Raw genomic sequence first — 19,785 nt, 5'->3', positions numbered from 1 at the left:
CTGAGCCAGGATCAAACTCTCCGTGAATGTGTACTCGGCCAGTAAATTAATACAGCCGGTGCAACACCACGAGAGCGGAACCAGGAAGAGGAATAATCCTCCCGGTTCACAGCGTCCTCGCTGTGTTTTTTCAAAGGAACCTCGTCCCAGCCGTATCGGCCGGAGACGGGGTATCAACATATCTGGCGTTGATTTTTGGCACGCTGTTGAGTTCTCAAGGAACGGACGCTTCCTTTGTACTCACCCGAGAGACTCTCTCGTGGCTTTCCTCCGGGCGCTTCCCTTCGGTGTTTCCGACTCTATCAGATCCTTTCGGGCCCGATTCCCAGTCGGCGGGATTTTCGTCGGCGGGCTTTCGCCTTTCGACATCCACTACGTTAGCCGATTCCCTCGGCAATCTCATAATCGAGTTCCGCGGGTTCCGAATTCAGGCATGCGAGCATGACGAATTCGCCCCTGCTGAGGGGGAGCCGTAGGTAGTGGGTTGGCCGCTGCCAGCTGCTGACTGAACGCAGTAACCGGCTCAAGCGGCTCGGGCTACATTACGGATCTCGTGGGCACGCGTCAAGTTCGGCGGCGGCGGGGGGTGTGGGCCCGATACGGGCTCACCGTGGGGTCGTTGGCGATCCAGTAGCGCCAGGGGTGGACGCCTCCGTCACCGGAGACTCCGGTGCGGGGGCCGCTGCGTACCTGGTCGGGGGCGACGGGAGTGCCGGTCAGGAGGGCGAAGGGGCTGTCGGGGCCGGCGCAGGCGTCCGCGCCGTCGAGGGCCCGGTCCACGCCCAGGGCCGTGGCCAGGCGTGCGGGTCCTTTGGCGAGTTCCTTGTCGTTGCGGGCCGAGAGTCGACGTTTGCCGGCGAGCTCGGTGCCCACTATGACTTCACCGGCCCGGAGCAGAACCGCGCTCGCCCGGCCCTCCGGGCCGCACACCATGTTCATGCAGTGCCACATCCCGTAGGTGAAGTAGACGTACACATGGCCGGGCGGACCGAACATCACGCCGTTGCGGGGCGTGCGGCCGCGATAGGCGTGGGAGCCGGGGTCGTTCTCGCCGTCGTATGCCTCGACCTCGGTGAGGCGGAGTTCGATCGGACCGTCCGGGGTGGTGCGTACGAGGACGCGGCCCAGGAGGTCCGGTGCGACCTCGAGGACGGGTCGGTCGAAGAAGTCGCGGGTGAGGGGCGTACGGTCGGGGGTCGCGATCATGGCGTACGAGCGTAGTCCAGACGGGTGGGTTCCGACGGGTGGTCAGGCGGCGCCCGTCTTGGAAGGGTGAGGGCGCGGAACCGGTCACGGCTGGATCGCGTTTGTAGGGATCAAGGATCCGTACGACAGGGCTTCACATACAGCACAGGCGTTGCCTGGGGAGGAAGAGACATGGGGTTCAAGCGGCTGCTCGCGAGTCTGGGAGCCGGTGGTGCTTCGGTCGAGACGGTGCTGACCGAGGTCAACGTCGTCCCGGGTGGCGTCGTCCAGGGTGAGGTGCGTATCCAGGGCGGCTCGGTGGACCAGCAGATCGAGGGGCTGTCGGTCGGGCTGCAGGCCAAGGTCGAGGTCGAGGGCCAGGACACGGAGTACAAGCAGGACATCGAGTTCACCAAGGTGCGCCTCGGTGGGGCCTTCGAGCTGAAGGCCGAGGCGGTCCACGCGGTGCCGTTCGGTCTGGAGATCCCGTGGGAGACGCCGATCACGATGATCGACGGTCAGGCGCTGCGCGGGATGAACATCGGTGTGACGACCGAGCTGGAGATCGCGCGGGCCGTCGACTCCGGTGACCTGGACCCGATCAACGTGCACCCGCTGCCGGCGCAGCAGGCGCTCCTGGACGCCTTCATCCAGCTGGGCTTCCGCTTCAAGAACGCGGACCTGGAGCGTGGGCACATCAGGGGTACGCGGCAGCGGCTGCCGTTCTACCAGGAGATCGAGTTCTTCCCGCCGCAGCAGTACCGCGGGCTGAACCAGGTCGAGCTGAGCTTCGTGGCGGACGAGCACGAGATGGACGTCGTGCTGGAGATGGACAAGAAGCCGGGGCTGTTCAGTGAGGGCAGCGACACCTTCCGCTCCTTCAAGGTGGGGCTGAACGGCTACCAGCAGACCGATTGGGCCGCGTACCTGAACCAGTGGCTGTCCGAGGTCGGCAGCAAGCGCAACTGGTTCTAGGCTCGACAGCGAGCGATTCCAACCCACCAGGAGGTACCGAGGTGACCGAGCCCAACAGGCCGCCGCTTCCCCATGACTTCCATCCGGTCGTGCCGTCGTTCACGGTCACGAGCAAGGAGGTCGCGCCGGGAGCGACGCTGCAGGATGCTCAGGTCTACGCGGAGGGGAACACCTCGCCGCAGTTGCGCTGGGAGGGCTTCCCGCCGGAGACCAAGAGTTTCGCCGTGACGTGCTACGACCCCGACGCCCCCACGGGGAGCGGGTTCTGGCACTGGGTGGTGTTCGACATCCCGGCCTCGGTCACCGAGTTGCCGACGGGTGCGGGCACGGGCGTGTTCGAGGGGCTCCCCGAGGGTGCGGTCCACGCGCGCAACGACTACGGGACCAAGGACTTCGGCGGTGCCGCACCGCCGCCGGGTGACCCGGCGCACCGCTATGTGTTCACGGTGTACGCCGTGGACCAGGAGAAGCTCGGCCCGGATTCGGACGCCTCGCCCGCGGTGGTGGGCTTCAACCTGCGCTTCCACACGCTGGCGCGAGCTCAGCTGATCGGTGAGTACGAGGCTCTCGCCGACAGCTGAGCTGACGTGGATCGCAGCAACTGACGTTCATTGAACGTTTGCCCGCCTCTGGTCTTGGAATTGATCAGAGGCGGGCATTTTTTATTGCGTTGTCCATCTCGGCGTGCCCGGCCAGAGTTGATCCAAGCCCGCCAGGGGGTGGGCCGATTGCACGGGAGGTGGGCTGGAATGCGGGACACGCTGGTGTTGAACGCGAGCTTCGAGCCGCTGTCGACGGTGACGTTGAACCGCGCCGTCGTGCTGGTGCTGCAGGACAAGGCGGTCGTGGAGCAGGCCCACCCCGAGCTGCGCATGCGCGGAGCCGCGGTCGACATACCTGCGCCTCGGGTGATCAGGCTCTGCAGGTACGTACGGGTGCCGTTCCGAAGACAAGCTCCGTGGTCGAGGCGGGGTGTCCTGGTGCGCGACCGGCACAGGTGCGCGTACTGCGGTAGGCGGGCGACGACCGTGGACCATGTGGTGCCGCGGTCGCAGGGCGGTGGGGACACCTGGCTGAACACGGTGGCCTCGTGCGCGGAGGACAATCACCGCAAGGCGAACCGTACGCCGGACGAGGCGGGTATGCCGCTGCTGCGGCAGCCGTTCGAGCCCACGCCGGCCGATGCGATGCTTCTCGCTCTGCGGGGCGACAACTTCGAGGCGCTGCCGGGGTGGCTTGCGCAGCCCGCGGCGTAGGGTGTTGTAGAGGTTTTCGGGGAACTGCGGGTCGGCTGTGGCTGGTCGCGCAGTTCCCCGCGCCCCTTTCGGGGCGCGCCCCCTCAGTCAGTGATCGACGGCTTCTCTCGGCGTTCCGTGCCCGTGGTCTGGCCGGGGACGGTGCCGCCGCCTGAACCGCCGGCCATCGGGCCGAAGTTGCCGAAGGCGCCGGAGAGGCCCTTGAGGGCGTCGCCGATCTCGCTGGGGACGATCCAGAGCTTGTTGGCGTCGCCCTCGGCGATCTTGGGCAGCATCTGCAGGTACTGGTACGAGAGCAGCTTCTGGTCCGGGTCGCCGGCGTGGATGGACTCGAAGACCGTACGGATGGCCTGGGCCTCGCCCTCGGCCTTCAGGGCCGCGGCCTTGGCCTCACCCTCGGCGCGCAGGATCGCGGACTGCTTCTCACCCTCGGCGGTGAGGATCTGCGACTGGCGGATACCTTCGGCGGTGAGGATCGCGGCGCGCTTGTCGCGGTCGGCGCGCATCTGCTTCTCCATCGAGTCCTGGATGGACGTCGGGGGCTCGATGGCCTTCAGTTCCACGCGGTTGACGCGGATGCCCCACTTGCCGGTGGCCTCGTCGAGGACGCCGCGCAGGGCCGCGTTGATCTCCTCACGGGAGGTGAGGGTCCGCTCCAGGTCCATGCCACCGATGATGTTGCGGAGAGTGGTCACAGTGAGCTGCTCGATCGCCTGGATGTAGCTGGCGACTTCGTACGTGGCGGCCCGCGCGTCGGTCACCTGGTAGTAGATGACGGTGTCGATGTTCACGACCAGGTTGTCCTGGGTGATCACCGGTTGGGGCGGGAACGGGACGACCTGTTCACGCAGGTCGATGCGGTTGCGGATGGTGTCGATGAACGGGACCACGATGTTCAGGCCCGCGTTGAGTGTCCGCGTGTAGCGGCCGAAGCGCTCGACGATGGCGGCGCTGGCCTGCGGGATGACCTGGATGGTTTTGATCAACGCGATGAAGACCAACACCACCAGAATGATCAGGACGATGACGACCGGTCCCATCGTGGCTCCCCGTACCCTTCTCCGCCTCGGTACTTCCGTCGGTACTTCCGGAGGATCTTATGCCTGTTGAAGATCTTGCTGGTCGAGTCTGACAGAACGCGCACTGCCAGGTCGAGCGTTCGGCTCAGATGCGTTGTACGAGGTCACATGATGATCGCCGTGGCCCCTTCGATGTCCACGACGTCCACTTCCTGGCCCACTTCGTAGGTCTGTCCGGCGTCGAGAGCGCGTGCCGACCAGACTTCCCCGGCGAGCTTTATCCGGCCGCCTCTACTGTCGACCGGTTCCAGTACGACGGCTTGCTTGCCCTTCAACGCGTCCACCCCGGTGGCGAATTGGGGCCGCTGGGTGCGGTGCCGGGCCGCGATGGGACGTACGACGGCGATGAGTGCGGTCGAGACGACGGCGAACACGACCACTTGAAGGACGACGCCGGCACCGAGCCCCGCGGTCGCGGCGCCGGTGACGGCGCCCACGGCGAGCATGCCCAGCTCCGGCATCGCGGTCACGACGAGCGCGACCCCGAGCCCGGCCGCGCCGACCAGCCACCACACCCATGCGTCGATGCTTTCCACACCGTCATGGTAGGACCGCGACGGTGCCGCCGACAGAGTGCGTGATCAAGTTGAGGCCGCCCGGCCCGGGTTGTGGGGCCGGAGCGTCCAACTCAACGGCTGAAGAGAGGCCTTGACCGTCAGGTCAGCGGCAGGCCCTGGGCGGTCCAGCGGTCGCCGATCTGCTCGACGACCAGCGGGAGGCCGAAGCAGAGGGACAGGTTGCGCGAGGTGAGTTCCAGCTCCAGCGGGCCCGCGGCGAGGACCTTGCCCTGGCGGATCATCAGGACGTGGGTGAAGCCCGGCGGAATCTCCTCGACATGGTGCGTGACCATGATCATGGAGGGCGCGATCGGGTCGCGGGCCAGGCGGCCGAGGCGGCGTACGAGGTCCTCGCGGCCGCCGAGGTCGAGGCCGGCGGCGGGCTCGTCGAGGAGCAGCAGCTCGGGGTCGACCATCAGCGCGCGGCAGATGAGGGTGCGCTTGCGCTCGCCCTCGGAGAGGGTTCCGAACTTGCGGTCCACGTAGTCGGTCATGCCGAGGCGGTCGAGGAAGGCGCGGGCGCGCTGCTCGTCGATCTCCTCGTAGTCCTCGTTCCAGGTGGCCGTCATGCCGTAGGCGGCGGTCAGCACGGTCTGCAGGACGGTCTGGCGCCTGGGGAGCTTCTCGGTCATGGCGATGCCGGCCATGCCGATGCGCGGGCGCAGGTCGAAGACATCGACCTTGCCGAGGGTGTCGCCGAGGATCGTGGCGGTGCCCTTGCTGGGGAAGAGGTAGCTGGAGGCGAGGTTGAGGAGGGTCGTCTTCCCGGCGCCGTTGGGGCCGAGGATGACCCAGCGCTCGCCCTCCTTGACCGACCAGGAGACCTGGTCCACCAGAGCCCGGCCCTCCCGGACCACGGATACGTCCTCCAGCTCCAGAACATCGCTCATGAGCGCGCTGTCTCCCCTTGCAGTGTCGCCTGTCTCGGCTGTCGGCCTTGTCTCGGCTGTCGCGTACGCCGGTGGGCGCCGCCCTCGCCTGTGGTGCGCGGCCCCCAGGGAAATCTACGCCACCGGTCGGGCGGTCCATCCCATCGGTCGGTCCTTAGGGTGGTGGGCATGCTCTCGGAACCACGTTCAGGACTTCTCACTTCATGGGGAAATGCCCTCTTGGCCGGACTTGTCTCACCGGACGACGCGGTACTCGCGATCGTCGGTGAGGACGCCGTGCACCGGGTCGACGGGCTGCCCGGGGAGTCGGGGCCGGTCGGTCTGACGCTGGCGTTGGGGCGGTTGCGGTCGCTGGGTGCGACCGGGCTGCGGGTGGCGCTGCCCGCGCCGGGGCACCCGCTGGGGCTGAGCGGGCCGCCGGAGTTCAACGCACGGGCGCTGGACGCGGAGGAGGCGGTGATCTGTCACGGGGCCGCGCTGGGACTGGTGCCGGAGGTCTACGAGGCCGGGCCCGACGGCGATGTGCACGTGGAGGTCGTCTGGCACTGTCTGGCGGTGCGGGAGGCGCCGCCGGCCGATGTGCCGTCCCTCGGGGAGGCCGAGCGGGAGCTGGCGGAGGCGCTGCGGGAGGCGACCGAGGTGCTGTCGCGACTGGACGTGGCGGCGTCGGGGCCGGTGGCGGAGGCGGCGGTCGACGCGTACCGGGGGCGGGCCGAGCGGGGGCGTGAGGTGCTGGCGCCTGGGTATCCGGCGCGGGCGGTGCGGGTGCTGGAGTTGGCGCAGCGGGTGGGGTTGCTGATCTCGGTGGCGTACGAGAACGGGCACGGGGGTGCGGTGAGTGCCTCTGAGATGGTGGCTCGGGCGGAGGCGTTGCGGCCGGTGGAGCGGACGGCTCGGCGGGCGCAGGTCGCTGCGTACAACGCCGTTGTGGAGGAGCGGGAGCGGGGGGTTAGCTGAGGGGGTGCGTTGGGCGAGAGGGCTCTGACTGGAGGGTTTTCGCCCCCGCCGCCCCTACCCGTCCCATCACTGGGGGCTGCGCCCCCAGGCCCCCGCTTGGGGTGGCCTGGGTGGGTGTATTGCTGCGGGTCGTATGTGGCTGAGCGCGCAGTTCCCCGCGCCCCTTTGGCGCGCGCCCCCAAAACATGACTGACCGGCCCCCGGGAGGCGTCCTAGGGGCCGGTGGTCGTGCTGGTCCAGGGGGACCTCAGTGGTTGACGCCCAGGTTGCCGAAGGCCGGGTTCAGGACGCCGATGACGTTGACGGAGTTGCCGACCGCGTTCACGGGGACGTGGACCGGAGCCTGGACGAGGTTGCCCGAGACCACGCCCGGCGAGCCGATGGCCTTGCCGCTCGCGTGCGCCCCGCCCTCGGTGGCGGAAGCCATGCCGGCACCGGCGGCAACCAGGCCACCGGCCACGAGGGTGACGGCAGCGGCCTTCTTCAGGTTCTTCACTTCTCAGTCCTCCTTGGCGATCACTGCGGCAGGTCGCCGCAGCACGCACTGAGGAACGGCCGGGGTCCGGGCGAGGATGCGCCATTCGGGGGACATACACACGACGGTATGAATCTCAGTCCGGGGCGTAACTTTCTGAATTGCCGCTCATCGCATCAATCTCATCATCAATCCCACTGGTCATCACGTCACACCGTGACGCACCGCCCACAACGCGGCCTGTGTGCGGTCGGCCAGGTCCAGCTTCATCAGGATGTTCGAGACGTGGGTCTTGACCGTCTTCTCGGAGAGGACCAGGGCACGGGCGATCTCGCGGTTCGAGCGGCCGTCGGCGATCAGGCCGAGCACCTCGCGCTCCCGCTCGGTGAGTGAACCGCCCCTGCCCTGGCCCGAGTTGGCCTCCTCCTGGGAGAGAAGCGCGCCGGCCACCTCCGGCTGGAGCAGGATGTGTCCGGCGTGCACCGAGCGGATGGCTCCGGCGAGCGCGTCGGGGTCCACGTCCTTGTAGACGTACCCGGCGGCGCCGGCGCGCAGGGCCGGGACCACCGTGCGCTGCTCGGTGAAGCTGGTGACGATCAGCACCCGCGCGGGGTTGTCGAGCGCGCGCAGCTCGCGCAGGGCCTCGACGCCGTCCATGCCCGGCATCTTGACGTCCATGAGGACGATGTCGGGCTTGAGCTCCTGGGCGCGGGCGACCCCTTCGGCGCCGTCGGACGCCTCGCCCACGACCTCGATGTCGTCCTGGACCTCCAGGAAGGTGCGCAAGCCCCGGCGGACCACCTGGTGGTCGTCGACGAGCAGCACCTTGATTGCGTCAGCCACCGGGGACCTCCATCTCGATCGTGGTGCCCTTGCCGGGCGCCGATTCCACGGTCAGGCGGCCGCCGACCCCGCTCGCCCGGTCACGCATGGAGACCAGGCCGAGGTGGCGTCCCGCGCGCCGTATGGACGCCGGGTCGAAGCCGCCGCCGTCGTCCGTGACGCGCAGGACCGCCGCGCCGTCGTGCCGCTCCAGGGCCACCTCAACCCGCTCGGCCCCCGAGTGCCGCAGCGCGTTGTGCAGTGCCTCCTGGGCGACGCGGAGCATGGCTTCCTCGTGGGCCGCGGGCAGGGCCCGGACGCCGCGGCTGGTGAAGGTCACGCGCGCGGTGTGGGCGCGGTCGAGGACCTGGACCTGGGTGCGCAGGGTGGCGACCAGGCCGTCCTCGGCGAGACCCGCGGGGCGCAGCTCGACCACGGCGGCGCGCAGCTCGTCCGCGGCCTCGGCGGCGAGCGCGGCCACCTGCTGGAGCTCTCCCTTGGCACGGCCGGGGTCACGGTCGACCAGGGCGGCCGCGGCCTGGGCGGTCAGGCGCAGGGAGAAGAGCTTCTGACTGACCGCGTCGTGCAGTTCGTGGGCGAGGCGGGAGCGCTCCTCGGCGATGGTGAGCTCGCGGCTGCGCTCGTAGAGCCTCGCGTTCGTCAGGGCGATCGCGGCGTGCTGGGCGAGGATCGACAGCAGGTCCTCGTCCTCCTCGGTGAAGCCGCAGGCCCCGTTCGGCCTGGGGCACCTCTTGTTGGCGAGGAAGAGGGCGCCGATGATCTCGTCGCCGTCCCGGATGGGCAGGCCGAGGAAGTCGGCCATCTCGGGGTGGGCGCTCGGCCAGCCCTCGAAGCGGGGATCCTTGCGTACGTCGGCGAGGCGCTCCGCCTTCGCCTCGCGCAGCATCGCGGCCAGGATGCCGTGCTGGCGCGGGAGTGGGCCGATGGCCTTCCATTGCTCGTCGCTCACGCCGTCGACGACGAACTGGGCGAAGCCGCCGTGGTCGTCGGGCACGCCCAGCGCCGCGTACTCCGCGTCGAGCAGCTCGCGCGCGGAGGCCACGATCGTCTTGAGGACGTCGCGCACCTCCAGGTGCCTGCTCATGGCGAGCAGCGCCGAACTCACCGCGGCGAGGCCGGACCGTGGACCTTGGCTCATGACCTCACGGTACCCGCGGGGTGTGACACCGCGGATGGGACCTGTGACGGCCTCCGCCTGGGCCTCGGGCCCTAGGGCGAAGGGCCCTGGCGCATTGCGGCCCGCGTCCGAGGCGCTCGGGACGGCCCGGTTCCTAGGTTGAAGGCGTCCGACGAGAGCGGGCGGCGGCCGGCGCCCGTGTGCGGTCGGAGGCCGCCCGCTCCGGGAGCGGCGGTCACGGGACGAGGGGACGGATGTCATGCCGGTAGCGATCATCACGGGGGCTTCGAAGGGGTTGGGACGGGCGCTCGGCGCCGCTCTCGCGGAGCGCGGCTGGGACCTGGTGCTCGACGCCAGGACGGGGGACGTGCTCCAGGAGGCGGCGAAGGAACTGTCGGCGCACGGGACGCGTGTGGAGGCCCTGGCGGGCGACGTCACGGACGCCGGGCACCGGGCCGAGCTGGTGGCGGCGGCGCGTCGGCTGGGCGGTGTCGACCTGCTGGTGAACAACGCGAGTGCCCTGGGTGCCGAGCCGCTCGTACGGCTGGACGAGCTCCCGCTGGAGGGACTGCGGCGGGCACTGGAGGTGAACGTGGTCGCCGCGCTGGGGCTCGCCCAGGAAGCGCTGCCGCTGCTGCGGGCCTCCCGAGCGGGCGCGGTGATCTCCGTCAGCTCGGACGCGGCCGCCGAGGCGTACGAGACGTGGGGCGGGTACGGGGCGTCGAAGGCGGCGCTGGACCATCTGTCGGCGGTGCTCGCCGAGGAGGAGCCCGGGCTGCGGGTGTGGGCGGTCGATCCCGGGGACATGGGTACGGACCTGTACGCGGCGGCCGTGCCGGACGACGATGATCCGCGGCCGGAGCCGGCGAGTGTCGTGCCGGCCTTCCTGCGTCTGCTGGACGAGCGCCCGGCCAGTGGCCGCTACGGTGCGCCGTCCCTGCTGGAGGGTCGATGACGACCTCGGTGAGGGTGCCGGAGGAGCTGTCGGCGCGGGTGCCCGCCGAGCAGCGCGGTCCCGGGCTGGAGCGGGACGCGGTGCGGCTGCTGGTCTCGCGCGGTACGGAGGTGTCGCACCACTCGTTCGTGGAGCTGCCGCGGCTGCTGCGGGCCGGGGACCTGCTCGTCGTCAACACCTCGCCCACGCTGGCGGCCGCCGTGGACGGTCGCGTCGGGCACGCGCGCGTGGTGGTGCACTTCTCGACGCGGGGTGACGACGGGCGGTGGGCGGTCGAGCTGCGGGATCCGGACGGGACGGGCACCACGCGCGCGCGTGCGGGCGGGCCCGCAGGGACGAAGGTGTGCCTGCCGGGGGGCGTACGGCTGGTTCTGGAGGAGCCGCTGAGCGCGCTCGGCGCCCGGCTGTGGTGGGGGCGTGTGTCGGAGCCGACAGAGCGGGACGTCCTCGGGCTGCTGCGGGAGCACGGGCGGCCCGTCCGGTACGCGTACACGGAGCGGGACCAGCCGCTGTCGGCGTACCAGACGGTGTTCGCGCTGCCGTCGGACGACGGTGCGGGCAGTGCGGAGATGCCGAGTGCCGCGCGGCCCTTCACCGCGCGGCTGGTGGCCGAGCTGGTGAGCCGGGGCGTGCAGTTCGCGCCGGTGACGCTGCACACGGGGGTGGCGTCACCGGAGGCGCACGAGCCGCCGTATCCGGAGCGCTTCGCCGTGCCGGAGGCGTCGGCGCGGCTGATCAACGCGGTGAGGGCGGGAGACGGCAGGGTCGTCGCGATCGGTACGACGGCGGTACGGGCCGTGGAGTCGGCGGCCGGGTCCGACGGGGTGGTGCGGGGCGCGGAGGGCTGGACCGGGCTCGTCGTGACCCCGGAGCGCGGGGTGCGGGTGGTGGACGGGTTGCTGACCGGGCTGCACGAGCCGGAGGCCTCGCATCTTCTGATGCTGGAGGCGGTCGCCGGGCGGGACGCGATCGACCGGGCGTACGAGGAGGCGCTCCGCGGGCGCTACCTGTGGCACGAGTTCGGGGACGTGCACCTCATTCTCCCGGCGGAAGGCCCTCACACAGCGCATTGCGCCAGCAACTGCTGGTGAGACGATCGCCCCGGCGATGTGAGGCCGCGCATAGGGCGCGCATCACGTACGAACTTCCCTAGGAGATACAAAAGGGGCGAATGAACGGGACAGACGTACCCATCTGTCCCGTTTTGTCGTTCCTGCGTCCACTACCCCGGGTCGTACGTCACACCTTTGCCAGGGCATTTTGCGGCCGCTAAGAATTGCTCTCGTCGCTCGGCGCCGCGGTTTCTCCCGCGGCGCTTGTGCTGGAACACCGAGTCCCCCACCGGCCTCAGAGCGACCTCCCCGAGCTATTCGAAGAGGTCAATCAGCATGCCCAAGTTCACCACCATCGTCGGTCGTAGTCGTGCCCTGCCCAAGGCCCACAAGCTGTCGCTTGCGGGTGTCGCGGGCCTCGGTGCCGCCTCAGTCGCCCTCACCCTCGTACCGGGGGGCGGGCAGGCCTCGGCAGCAGACACGGCCGTACCCGCCGCCAAGGTGGTGTCCAGCCAGCAGCAGGCCAAGGACGTGAAGGCCGCCCTCACCGACCAGCTCGCCAACGCGGGCTTCAAGGCCGAGGCCGCCGCGGCGAAGAAGAAGACCGCGGACGAGGCCGCCAAGAAGGCCGCCGCCGAGGCCGCCGCCAAGAAGAAGGCCGACCTGGAGCGTGCGAAGAAGGAGGCCGCGAGCCGGTCCGCCCAGCGCCTCGTGGTCAAGCCGGTCGCCGCGAAGACCTACCCGAACAACCTCGACGGGTGGATCCGCCAGTCGCTGGACATCATGAAGCAGCACAAGATCCCGGGTTCCTACGACGGCATCAAGCGCAACATCCTGCGTGAGTCCTCCGGCAACCCGAAGGCCATCAACAACTGGGACATCAACGCCATCAACGGCATCCCCTCGAAGGGGCTGCTGCAGGTCATCCCGCCGACCTTCAAGACCTACCACGTGCCCGGCACGTCCTGGGACATCTACAACCCGGTCTCCAACATCACCGCCGCCTGCAACTACGCGGCCGACCGGTACGGCTCCATGGACAACGTCAACAGCGCCTACTGACGCCGGCGCGATCCCGGCAACACGAACGCCGAAGGGCGGCACCCACCTGACGGGGTGCCGCCCTTCGGTCCGTGCGGAGGCGGCTACTTGCGCATGACCTCGGGCTCGTGGTTGCGCAGGAAGCGGGCCACGAGGAAGCCGCAGATCACACCGATGGCGATCAGGGCGGCCATGTCCAGGGCCCAGACGCCGACCGTGTGGTCCCACAGCGGGTCGGTCGCGGTCGGGTCGTCCTTGTTCGGGTTCACGAGGTTGAAGTCCAGCGTGGCACCCGCGGCGGCGACGGCCCAGCGGGACGGCATGAGGTAGGAGAACTCGTTGGCACCGACGGAGCCGTTCAGGATGAACAGGCAGCCGGTGAAGACGACCTGGATGATGGCGAACATCACCAGCAGCGGCATGGTCTTCTCGGCCGTCTTGACCAGCGCGGAGATCACCAGACCGAACATCATCGAGGTGAAGCCGAGGGCCATGACCGGCAGGCAGAGCTCCAGCTTGGTCAGGCTGCCGAGGACCAGGCCCTCCGCCGGGACCTCGCGGGCGCCGAAGCCGATCCCGCCGACGATCAGGCCCTGGACCATGGTGATCATGCCGAGCACGATGACCTTGGACATCAGGTAGGCCGAGCGGGACAGGCCCGTCGCGCGCTCCCGTTCGTAGATCACCCGTTCCTTGATCAGCTCGCGGACGGAATTGGCCGCGCCGGCGAAGCAGGCGCCGACGGCGATGATCAGCAGGACGGTGGTGGCGGTGCCGTTAGGGATCCGCAGGCCGTTGGCGCGCGGCTCGTTGGGCAGCAGGGTGTTGCCCGAGTCGATGAGCAGGCTGACCGCGCCGAGCACGGCGGGCAGGATCAGCATCAGGGCCATGAAGCCCTTGTCGGACGCGATGACCGACGCGTACCGCCGGACCAGGGTCAGCAGCTGCGAGCCCCAGGCCTGCGGCTTGGGCGGGCGCATCTGCTGGGGCGGGGGCATGTGTACGGACTGCGGGGCGACGGCGTCGATGTCCGCGGCGTACATCTGGTAGTGCTGCGAGCCCTTCCAGCGGCCCGCCCAGTCGTAGTCGCGGTAGTTCTCGAAGGCGGAGAAGACATCGGCCCAGCTGTCGTAGCCGAAGAAGTTGAGGGCCTCCTCCGGCGGGCCGAAGTAGGCGACCGCGCCGCCGGGCGCCATCACGAGCAGCTTGTCGCACAGCGCCAGCTCGGCCACCGAGTGGGTGACGACGAGGACCGTACGGCCGTCGTCGGCGAGACCGCGCAGCAGCTGCATCACATCGCGGTCCATGCCCGGGTCGAGGCCGGAGGTCGGCTCGTCCAGGAAGATCAGCGACGGCTTGGTGAGCAGCTCGAGGGCGACCGAGACGCGCTTGCGCTGACCGCCGGACAGGGACGTGACCTTCTTGTCCTTGTGGATGTCCAGCTTGAGTTCGCGCAGCACCTCGTCGATGCGGGCCTCGCGCTCCTGGGCCGTGGTGTCGGCGGGGAAGCGCAGCTTGGCCGCGTACTTGAGGGCCTTCTTGACGGTCAGCTCCTTGTGCAGGATGTCGTCCTGCGGGACCAGACCGATGCGCTGGCGCAGCTCGGCGAACTGCTTGTACAGGTTCCGGTTGTCGTAGAGGACGTCGCCCTGGTTGGCCGGGCGGTAACCGGTGAGGGCCTTCAGCAGGGTCGACTTGCCGGAGCCGGACGGGCCGATGACCGCGATCAGCGACTTCTCGGGGACACCGAACGAGACGTCCTTCAGGATCTGCTTGCCGCCGTCGACCGTGACGGTCAGATGGCGGGCGGAGAAGGAGACCTCACCGGTGTCGACGAACTCCTCGAGGCGGTCACCGACGATACGGAACGTCGAGTGGCCCACGCCGACGATGTCGTTCGGGCCGAGCATCGCCGAGCCGCTCTTGGCGATCGGCATACCGTTGACGAACGTGCCGTTGTGCGAGCCGAGGTCGCGGATCTCGAAGCGGCCGTCGGGCGTGACGTGGAACTCGGCGTGGTGGCGCGAGACCTGGAGGTCGGAGACGACCAGTTCGTTGTCCAGGGCGCGGCCGATGCGCATGACGCGGCCAAGGGCGAACTGGTGGAACGTGGTCGGGCTGCGGTCGCCGTAGACCGGCGGCGCCCCCGCGACACCACCGGGTCCCTGCTGTGCGTAGCCGTCGCCCCCGCCCTGCTGGTGCGCCTGGTGCGCCTGGTGCGCCTGCTGGTGAGGGACCTGCGCCTGCTGCGGCTGCGGCCAGACCTGCTGCGGCGCGGCCTGCTGCGGCGCAGCGTGTTGCGGCGCAGCGTGTTGCGGCGGTGCGGCCTGCTGGGCCGCCCAGCCGGGGTTCGCGCCCTGGGCCGCGTAGGGCTGCTGCGGCTGTGCCTGCGGCGTGACGACCGGGGCGGCGGAGCCGGTCAGGCTCAGGCGCGGGCCGTCGGTCGCGTTGCCGAGGTGTACGGCCGAGCCGGGGCCGATCTCCAGGTGGTGGATCCGCTGGCCCTGCACGAACGTGCCGTTGGTGCTGCCGTGGTCCTCGATGACCCAACTCCGGCCGGTCCAGCTGATGGTGGCGTGACGCCACGACACTCGGGCGTCGTCGAACACGACGTCGCCCTGCGGATCACGCCCGAGCGTGTATGCCCTGGACGGGTCGAGCGTCCAGGTTTGTCCATTCGATTCGAGTTCCGGCACTCCACGCCCCACTGAGTTGTCCCCCGAGATACCCCCAACACAGGGAGTCTAGGGATGTCGAACATCGGGGGGAACTATTTCAGGCTCGGCACCCTGACTGAAAGTCGGGCCTTGTGAAGCGAGCGAACGAGGGCATCGACTGGTCCCGTTGACGGGGTTGAAACCGGGCCGGAGAGTGGTAATCCGACGCGAGGGGGACATCCGCGGTGGAACGCCGCGGCGCGGATCGGGGGGTCTGACCATGAGCACCGGTACCTCACAGCAGGCCAGGAGCATCCCCTGGGGTGACGTCCTGCTCTCCGCGATCGCCGCCGTGAGCTGGGCTTTGATCGGTATGGCGGGAACGGCCGCGCTCGGTCTGCACCTGCTCGAAGCGGACTCGGCGGGCTCGCTCGGACCGATGACCGCCGCGGTTGTGGCGCTTGGTGCGGGTGGTTCCGTCACTCCGTCGGGTGATGTCTCCGTCTTTGGCCTGGAAGGGGCGCAGGCGACCACCGCCATACAGATCTCGCCACTCGGGGTGGGGCTCGTGGGAGCGCTCCTGCTGTCGTGGTTCTTCCTGCGCTCCCTGCGCGGAGCGGGAGTTGTGATCGCGCCCGCCGAACTCATCGCGCGCGCGGGCGCGGTGGTCGTGCTGTTCGTCGCCCTGCTGGGCGGGCTCGCCTGGGCCGGCCACAGCGTCATCACCCTCGACGGCGGCTCGCTGGGGCTCGACGACATGCCCGGCGGGGACAAGCTGGGCGGTGTCGAGGTGCCCGGGCTCGGCGACATCGGCGGGTTGCTGCCGGACCGGCTGGGCGACCTCGTGGACGCCAAGGCGAAGGTCGGCTTCACGGTGGACACCGCGTCCACGCTGCTCGGCGGCCTGACGTGGTGCGCCGGTGTCCTGGTGATCGCGCTACTGGCCTCGCGCCGAACTCCCCTGCCACCCGGCTGGGACGCGGTGCACAGGGTGGTACGGCCCGCCGTGTCCGCCCTGGTCAGCGTGTTGCTGATGGCGGTCCTCGCGGGGTTCGCCGCGGCGGCGTACGCGGCGATCGGCGACGACAACCCCCGGCGGATCGCGGGCGCGGCCCTGGTCGGTGCGCCCAACGGGGTCTGGCTGGGCATCCCGATCGGCCTGTTCGTGCCGTGGGACGGCAAGGCCACCGGTGAGCTGGCGGGCCTGCTGCCCGACCCGCTCGACGAGCTGCTCCGCCCCGGCTCCGGCCAGTCCGTCACCCTCGGCCGGCTGGCGGAGCTGGACAGCAGGGTCTGGCTGCTGGGGGTGGGAGCCGCCCTCATGATGGTGTTCGCGGGGGTACTGACCGCCGTACGTACGCCGTTTGCACGGGAACCGTCTGCTGCGGTTGCGGGGAAGCGGACCGGTGCGGATGGACCAGGTGGGGATGCGCTCGGGCTCGCGGGGCGCTGCGCACTTCGGCTGGGGATCGCGACGGCACTGGCACTGCCGCTGCTGGCCTGGCTGACCGAGGTGTCGGTGGACGCCTCGCTGTCGGTACTCGGCTTCGACGCGTTCGGGGCGGGCATAGAGCTCCACGGACACCTCGGGATGGCACTGCTGCTGGGCGTGCTGTGGGGGGCGGGCGCCGGGGCCGCCGGGGCGCTGCTGGCGTACGCGAGCGGGGCGGCGGGACGGAGTGCCTCGCCGTGGGCCCATGGGTCTCAGGGATCTCTTGGGGCTCAGGGCTCTCAGGGACCGTCTGGGGCATGGGGCACCCAGGGCTCGTCGTCGGGGCCGTACACGCCAAGTGCGCCGTACCGGCCGCCGAACCCGGACACCAATCCGTACCTGCGGTGGCCGGACGGGCCGCCGGACGGACCGCGGGGTCGGGGCGGCGGCTCCGGGCACGGTGTGGGCTCCCCACAGGGCGGCGGCTCCCGGCCGGGCTCCGGGGGGCCTGGGAACGGGCCCGACGTGTACGGTGCGCCCACGGTGGCACGGCCGGTCCCCCCGCCGCCCCGGAGGCCCCCGCAGCGCCCCCGGTCGGGTTCCCGGGACTGGCCGGAGCCGCCGCCCCCGCCGGACGACGTGCCCCCGCCGCCTCCACAACCGCCGAGGCCGCGAGGGCGCTGAGCCGCGGCGCCGCCGGTCTCGGCGCACGTCGCCGGCGATCAAGGAGTACGTCATCCGCGCGCAACCCATTGTTCGCCGCCCGCTGGGGGGACCTCGGAGGCGACGGGCGAGGCGCGCCGGATACGGTGGGAACACCATGAGCGCTTCGCAGACCTCTGACGTCCCCACTCTCCTTGTCAAGATCTTCGGCAAGGACCGGCCGGGTATCACAGCCGGGCTCTTCGACACCCTCGCCGCCTACTCCGTCGACGTGGTCGACATCGAGCAGGTCGTCACCCGTGGCCGCCTGGTCCTGTGCGCGCTCGTGACCTTGCCGCCCGGCGGGCTCGAGGGCGACATGCGGGCCACCGTCCACAACTGGGCCGAGTCCATGAAGATGCAGGCGGAGATCATCTCCGGCCTCGGCGACAACCGTCCGCGAGGCCTCGGGCGCTCCCTCGTCACCGTGCTCGGGCACCCGCTGACCGCCGAGTCGACGGCCCGAATCGCGGCGCGGATCACAGCGACCGGCGGCAACATCGACCGTATCTTCCGCCTCGCCAAGTACCCGGTGACGGCGGTCGAGTTCGCCGTGTCCGGTGCGGAGCCGGAGAGCCTGCGCACGGCCCTGGTGACCGAGTCGGCGGCGCTGGGCGTGGACGTGGCGGTGGTGCCGGCCGGGCTGCACAGACGGGCCCAGCGGCTGGTGGTCATGGACGTCGACTCGACGCTCATCCAGGACGAGGTGATCGAGCTCTTCGCCGCGCACGCGGGGTGCGAGGAGAAGGTCGCCGAGGTCACGGCGGCCGCGATGCGCGGGGAGCTCGACTTCGAGCAGTCGCTGCACGCGCGCGTGGCGCTCCTCGAAGGGCTCGACGCCTCGGTGGTGGAAAAGGTGCGCAGCGAGGTGCGGCTCACGCCGGGAGCGCGCACACTGATCCGTACGCTGAAGCGGCTGGGCTTCCAGGTCGGGGTCGTCTCGGGTGGGTTCACCCAGGTCACGGACGATCTGAAGGAGCGACTCGGGCTCGACTTCGCGCAGGCCAACACGCTGGAGATCGTCGACGGCAAGCTCACGGGCAAGGTCGTCGGCGAGATCGTGGACCGGGCGGGCAAGGCGCGGCTGCTGCGCCGCTTCGCGGCCGAGGCGGGCGTGCCGCTGGCACAGACGGTGGCGATCGGTGACGGTGCGAACGACCTGGACATGCTGAACGCGGCCGGGCTGGGCGTCGCCTTCAACGCCAAGCCGGTGGTGCGCGAGGCCGCGCACACCGCGGTGAACTTCCCCTTCCTCGACACGGTCCTCTACCTGCTCGGCGTGACCCGCGAAGAGGTCGAGGCGGCGGACATGCACGAGGACGCCTGACCCGGGCACGAGCAGTGAGCAGTGAGCAGTGAGCAGTGAGCAGTGAGCAGTGAGCAGCAGAGAGTACGTACGTGAAGGGGCCCGGCACCGCGATGGTGCCGGGCCCTCGTCGTTGCGGTGGAGGCCTTACTCCGTGGGCGCCCAGTAGTCGAGCAGCGTGGCCACGCCCGGCTCCAGGGCCTTCCAGGTGCCGTCGAAGGAGAGCACGGCGAAGGCCGCGGCGGGGTAGCCGAGGCGGCTCATCCTCTCCCGGGCGTCGCCCTCGGAGGAGCCGGCCAGGATGTCGGCCAGGCCCTGGACGCCGGGGTTGTGGCCGATGAGGACGACGTTCTGGGCGTCGTCGGGAAGTTCGTTGAGCACGGCGATCAGCTCACCGGGCGAGGCCTCGTAGATCCGCTCCTCATAGACCGTTTTCGGCCGGTGGGGCAGCTCATGGACGGCGAGCTTCCAGGTCTCGCGGGTGCGGACCGCGGTGGAGCAGAGTGCCAGATCGAAGGGGATGCCGGAGTCGGCCAGCTTGCGGCCGGCGACGGGGGCGTCCTTGCGGCCCCGGTCAGCGAGCGGCCGCTCGTGGTCGGACACCTGTGGCCAGTCGGCCTTCGCATGCCGGAAGAGGACAATCCTGCGGGGTTCTGCGACGCTCATGCGTCCCAGCTTCGCATGAAACACGCCACGGGGCGCAGGTAGTTGACGAGCGCCTTCAGGGCCTGCGGAAGCGGTTGCCGCTGGTAGCGCTCCCTTCCACCGCCCCGCGCCGCCTCTCCGGCGGACCTGCGGAGCCCGTGCCGTCACCGTATGGCGTGCAGCAGTGCCTGCTGTATCCGCTCGAAGAGCTGGGAGAGCGTGGGGTCGGCGGTCGCCGCCTGGGCGTCCGCGGGATTGAGGATCAGGAGCAGGAGGGAGACGAAGGCGACCATGGGCAGGACGAGGGCCCACCAGGGCAGCCGGATGTCGACGCCGCCCGTGGTCGCCGGGTGGGGCCGGGTGTGCGTATGGGCCGACATGCCGCCTCCGTGGGTGCTTCGAGTGGTCCCTGGACCGCTTCCTCGCGGTCACATCTCGAAGCTACGGAATACGGGCCCCGCGGCCCATCCGGTGATCCACCCACTTGACCCTGACCCTTGCCCCCTAGGGGATGGTGGGGACAGCCCCACCATGGGCGGGTCAGGGGGAGGCGATCGTCGCGATGATGGCGATGACCACAAAGATGGCGAAGAACGTGCCGAAGACGATCAGCAGCTTCTTCTGGCCGTTCTGGGGGTTCGGGTCGAGCACGGGCATGCGG

20 protein-coding genes are annotated in these 19,785 nt (G+C 70.0%); 9 read left to right on the top strand and 11 right to left on the bottom strand.

What is annotated here, in order from left to right; all coding sequences use genetic code 11:
* Positions 1 to 564 precede the first annotated feature (564 nt).
* Entirely contained in the window at positions 565 to 1,206 is a 642-nt protein-coding gene (locus AB0959_RS03680; protein WP_366824594.1) for a DNA-3-methyladenine glycosylase, read from the bottom strand.
* A gap of 171 nt (positions 1,207 to 1,377) precedes the next feature.
* Here AB0959_RS03680 and AB0959_RS03675 point away from each other — a divergent pair, with 171 nt between their 5' ends.
* The 3 genes from AB0959_RS03675 to AB0959_RS03665 all read left to right on the top strand — a co-directional run bounded on the left by AB0959_RS03675 (position 1,378) and on the right by AB0959_RS03665 (position 3,416).
* Positions 1,378 to 2,160 (top strand): sporulation protein, encoded by a 783-nt coding sequence (locus tag AB0959_RS03675; protein WP_366824593.1) that lies wholly within the window; start codon positions 1,378 to 1,380, stop codon positions 2,158 to 2,160.
* A gap of 41 nt (positions 2,161 to 2,201) precedes the next feature.
* A complete protein-coding gene (locus AB0959_RS03670) occupies positions 2,202 to 2,741 on the top strand; it encodes a YbhB/YbcL family Raf kinase inhibitor-like protein (RefSeq protein WP_366824592.1) in 540 nt (179 codons plus the stop codon).
* Between the two features lie 168 nt (positions 2,742 to 2,909).
* The gene (locus AB0959_RS03665) at positions 2,910 to 3,416 is read left to right on the top strand and encodes an HNH endonuclease (protein ID WP_366824591.1); all 507 of its coding nucleotides are present in this window, start codon (positions 2,910 to 2,912) and stop codon (positions 3,414 to 3,416) included.
* A gap of 83 nt (positions 3,417 to 3,499) precedes the next feature.
* Here the strand turns inward: AB0959_RS03665 and AB0959_RS03660 are convergent, their stop codons facing one another.
* The 3 genes from AB0959_RS03660 to AB0959_RS03650 all read right to left on the bottom strand — a co-directional run bounded on the left by AB0959_RS03660 (position 3,500) and on the right by AB0959_RS03650 (position 5,942).
* Positions 3,500 to 4,456 carry an SPFH domain-containing protein gene (locus AB0959_RS03660; protein ID WP_366824590.1) on the bottom strand — a complete coding sequence of 319 codons (957 nt, stop codon included), beginning with the start codon at positions 4,454 to 4,456 and terminating at the stop codon, positions 3,500 to 3,502.
* 143 nt (positions 4,457 to 4,599) lie between these two features.
* Entirely contained in the window at positions 4,600 to 5,031 is a 432-nt protein-coding gene (locus AB0959_RS03655; protein ID WP_366824589.1) for an NfeD family protein, read from the bottom strand.
* A gap of 119 nt (positions 5,032 to 5,150) precedes the next feature.
* Positions 5,151 to 5,942 (bottom strand): ABC transporter ATP-binding protein, encoded by a 792-nt coding sequence (locus AB0959_RS03650; RefSeq protein WP_366824588.1) that lies wholly within the window; start codon positions 5,940 to 5,942, stop codon positions 5,151 to 5,153.
* A 168-nt stretch (positions 5,943 to 6,110) separates the two neighbouring features.
* On the opposite strand from AB0959_RS03650, the gene AB0959_RS03645 reads away from it, so the two are divergent.
* Positions 6,111 to 6,899, top strand: a complete 789-nt coding sequence (locus AB0959_RS03645; RefSeq protein ID WP_366824587.1) for a hypothetical protein — start codon at positions 6,111 to 6,113, stop codon at positions 6,897 to 6,899.
* Between the two features lie 247 nt (positions 6,900 to 7,146).
* Here AB0959_RS03645 and chpE read toward each other — a convergent pair whose 3' ends face one another.
* The 3 genes from chpE to AB0959_RS03630 all read right to left on the bottom strand — a co-directional run bounded on the left by chpE (position 7,147) and on the right by AB0959_RS03630 (position 9,355).
* Complete coding sequence (gene chpE, locus AB0959_RS03640; RefSeq protein WP_366824586.1) at positions 7,147 to 7,395, bottom strand: chaplin ChpE; 249 nt, start codon at positions 7,393 to 7,395, stop codon at positions 7,147 to 7,149.
* Positions 7,396 to 7,578: 183 nt separating this feature from the next.
* Positions 7,579 to 8,217, bottom strand: coding sequence for a response regulator transcription factor (locus tag AB0959_RS03635; protein WP_366824585.1), 639 nt, complete (start codon positions 8,215 to 8,217; stop codon positions 7,579 to 7,581).
* Positions 8,210 to 9,355, bottom strand: a complete 1,146-nt coding sequence (locus AB0959_RS03630; RefSeq protein WP_366824584.1) for a GAF domain-containing sensor histidine kinase — start codon at positions 9,353 to 9,355, stop codon at positions 8,210 to 8,212. Before AB0959_RS03630 ends, AB0959_RS03635 begins: the two co-directional genes overlap by 8 nt.
* Positions 9,356 to 9,593: 238 nt before the next feature.
* Here AB0959_RS03630 and AB0959_RS03625 point away from each other — a divergent pair, with 238 nt between their 5' ends.
* The 3 genes from AB0959_RS03625 to AB0959_RS03615 all read left to right on the top strand — a co-directional run bounded on the left by AB0959_RS03625 (position 9,594) and on the right by AB0959_RS03615 (position 12,403).
* Positions 9,594 to 10,289: an SDR family NAD(P)-dependent oxidoreductase gene (locus AB0959_RS03625; RefSeq protein WP_366824583.1), complete on the top strand. Its 696-nt coding sequence runs from the start codon at positions 9,594 to 9,596 to the stop codon at positions 10,287 to 10,289.
* The gene (locus AB0959_RS03620) at positions 10,286 to 11,380 is read left to right on the top strand and encodes an S-adenosylmethionine:tRNA ribosyltransferase-isomerase (protein WP_366824582.1); all 1,095 of its coding nucleotides are present in this window, start codon (positions 10,286 to 10,288) and stop codon (positions 11,378 to 11,380) included. The genes AB0959_RS03625 and AB0959_RS03620 overlap by 4 nt, the downstream gene beginning before the upstream one ends.
* A gap of 297 nt (positions 11,381 to 11,677) precedes the next feature.
* Positions 11,678 to 12,403, top strand: coding sequence for a transglycosylase SLT domain-containing protein (locus AB0959_RS03615; protein ID WP_366824581.1), 726 nt, complete (start codon positions 11,678 to 11,680; stop codon positions 12,401 to 12,403).
* Positions 12,404 to 12,486: 83 nt separating this feature from the next.
* Here the strand turns inward: AB0959_RS03615 and AB0959_RS03610 are convergent, their stop codons facing one another.
* Positions 12,487 to 15,078, bottom strand: coding sequence for an FHA domain-containing protein (locus AB0959_RS03610; RefSeq protein WP_366824580.1), 2,592 nt, complete (start codon positions 15,076 to 15,078; stop codon positions 12,487 to 12,489).
* Positions 15,079 to 15,319: 241 nt separating this feature from the next.
* On the opposite strand from AB0959_RS03610, the gene AB0959_RS03605 reads away from it, so the two are divergent.
* Together AB0959_RS03605 and serB are read left to right on the top strand one after the other, a co-directional pair.
* On the top strand, positions 15,320 to 17,155 hold the full coding sequence (locus tag AB0959_RS03605) for a streptophobe family protein (protein ID WP_366824579.1): 1,836 nt from the start codon (positions 15,320 to 15,322) through the stop codon (positions 17,153 to 17,155).
* 136 nt (positions 17,156 to 17,291) lie between these two features.
* Positions 17,292 to 18,500 carry a phosphoserine phosphatase SerB gene (serB, locus tag AB0959_RS03600; protein WP_366824578.1) on the top strand — a complete coding sequence of 403 codons (1,209 nt, stop codon included), beginning with the start codon at positions 17,292 to 17,294 and terminating at the stop codon, positions 18,498 to 18,500.
* A gap of 126 nt (positions 18,501 to 18,626) precedes the next feature.
* Here the strand turns inward: serB and AB0959_RS03595 are convergent, their stop codons facing one another.
* From AB0959_RS03595 to AB0959_RS03585, 3 genes are all read right to left on the bottom strand, one after another.
* The gene (locus AB0959_RS03595) at positions 18,627 to 19,145 is read right to left on the bottom strand and encodes a histidine phosphatase family protein (protein ID WP_366824577.1); all 519 of its coding nucleotides are present in this window, start codon (positions 19,143 to 19,145) and stop codon (positions 18,627 to 18,629) included.
* A gap of 143 nt (positions 19,146 to 19,288) precedes the next feature.
* Positions 19,289 to 19,504 carry a hypothetical protein gene (locus tag AB0959_RS03590; RefSeq protein WP_366824575.1) on the bottom strand — a complete coding sequence of 72 codons (216 nt, stop codon included), beginning with the start codon at positions 19,502 to 19,504 and terminating at the stop codon, positions 19,289 to 19,291.
* 160 nt (positions 19,505 to 19,664) lie between these two features.
* Positions 19,665 to 19,781, bottom strand: a complete 117-nt coding sequence (locus AB0959_RS03585) for an SGM_5486 family transporter-associated protein (RefSeq protein WP_366824574.1) — start codon at positions 19,779 to 19,781, stop codon at positions 19,665 to 19,667.
* Between the last annotated feature and the right edge of the window lie 4 nt (positions 19,782 to 19,785).

The organism is Streptomyces sp. NPDC046862 (assembly GCF_040704615.1).
Classification (GTDB): Bacteria; Actinomycetota; Actinomycetes; order Streptomycetales; family Streptomycetaceae; genus Streptomyces.
This window is presented reverse-complemented; position numbering and strand designations above follow the sequence as displayed.

Excerpts from the sequence above, each read along its gene's own strand:
- AB0959_RS03625 (WP_366824583.1), top strand. The coding sequence starts at position 9,594 with ATGCCGGTAGCGATCATCACGGGGGCTTCGAAGGGGTTGGGACGGGCG.
- AB0959_RS03605 (WP_366824579.1), top strand. The coding sequence starts at position 15,320 with ATGAGCACCGGTACCTCACAGCAGGCCAGGAGCATCCCCTGGGGTGAC.
- AB0959_RS03585 (WP_366824574.1), bottom strand. The coding sequence starts at position 19,781 with ATGCCCGTGCTCGACCCGAACCCCCAGAACGGCCAGAAGAAGCTGCTG.
- AB0959_RS03680 (WP_366824594.1), bottom strand. The coding sequence starts at position 1,206 with ATGATCGCGACCCCCGACCGTACGCCCCTCACCCGCGACTTCTTCGAC.
- serB (WP_366824578.1), top strand. The coding sequence starts at position 17,292 with ATGAGCGCTTCGCAGACCTCTGACGTCCCCACTCTCCTTGTCAAGATC.
- AB0959_RS03595 (WP_366824577.1), bottom strand. The coding sequence starts at position 19,145 with ATGAGCGTCGCAGAACCCCGCAGGATTGTCCTCTTCCGGCATGCGAAG.
- AB0959_RS03675 (WP_366824593.1), top strand. The coding sequence starts at position 1,378 with ATGGGGTTCAAGCGGCTGCTCGCGAGTCTGGGAGCCGGTGGTGCTTCG.
- AB0959_RS03620 (WP_366824582.1), top strand. The coding sequence starts at position 10,286 with ATGACGACCTCGGTGAGGGTGCCGGAGGAGCTGTCGGCGCGGGTGCCC.
- AB0959_RS03645 (WP_366824587.1), top strand. The coding sequence starts at position 6,111 with ATGCTCTCGGAACCACGTTCAGGACTTCTCACTTCATGGGGAAATGCC.
- AB0959_RS03630 (WP_366824584.1), bottom strand. The coding sequence starts at position 9,355 with ATGAGCCAAGGTCCACGGTCCGGCCTCGCCGCGGTGAGTTCGGCGCTG.
- AB0959_RS03660 (WP_366824590.1), bottom strand. The coding sequence starts at position 4,456 with ATGGGACCGGTCGTCATCGTCCTGATCATTCTGGTGGTGTTGGTCTTC.
- AB0959_RS03650 (WP_366824588.1), bottom strand. The coding sequence starts at position 5,942 with ATGAGCGATGTTCTGGAGCTGGAGGACGTATCCGTGGTCCGGGAGGGC.
- AB0959_RS03665 (WP_366824591.1), top strand. The coding sequence starts at position 2,910 with ATGCGGGACACGCTGGTGTTGAACGCGAGCTTCGAGCCGCTGTCGACG.
- AB0959_RS03590 (WP_366824575.1), bottom strand. The coding sequence starts at position 19,504 with ATGTCGGCCCATACGCACACCCGGCCCCACCCGGCGACCACGGGCGGC.
- AB0959_RS03615 (WP_366824581.1), top strand. The coding sequence starts at position 11,678 with ATGCCCAAGTTCACCACCATCGTCGGTCGTAGTCGTGCCCTGCCCAAG.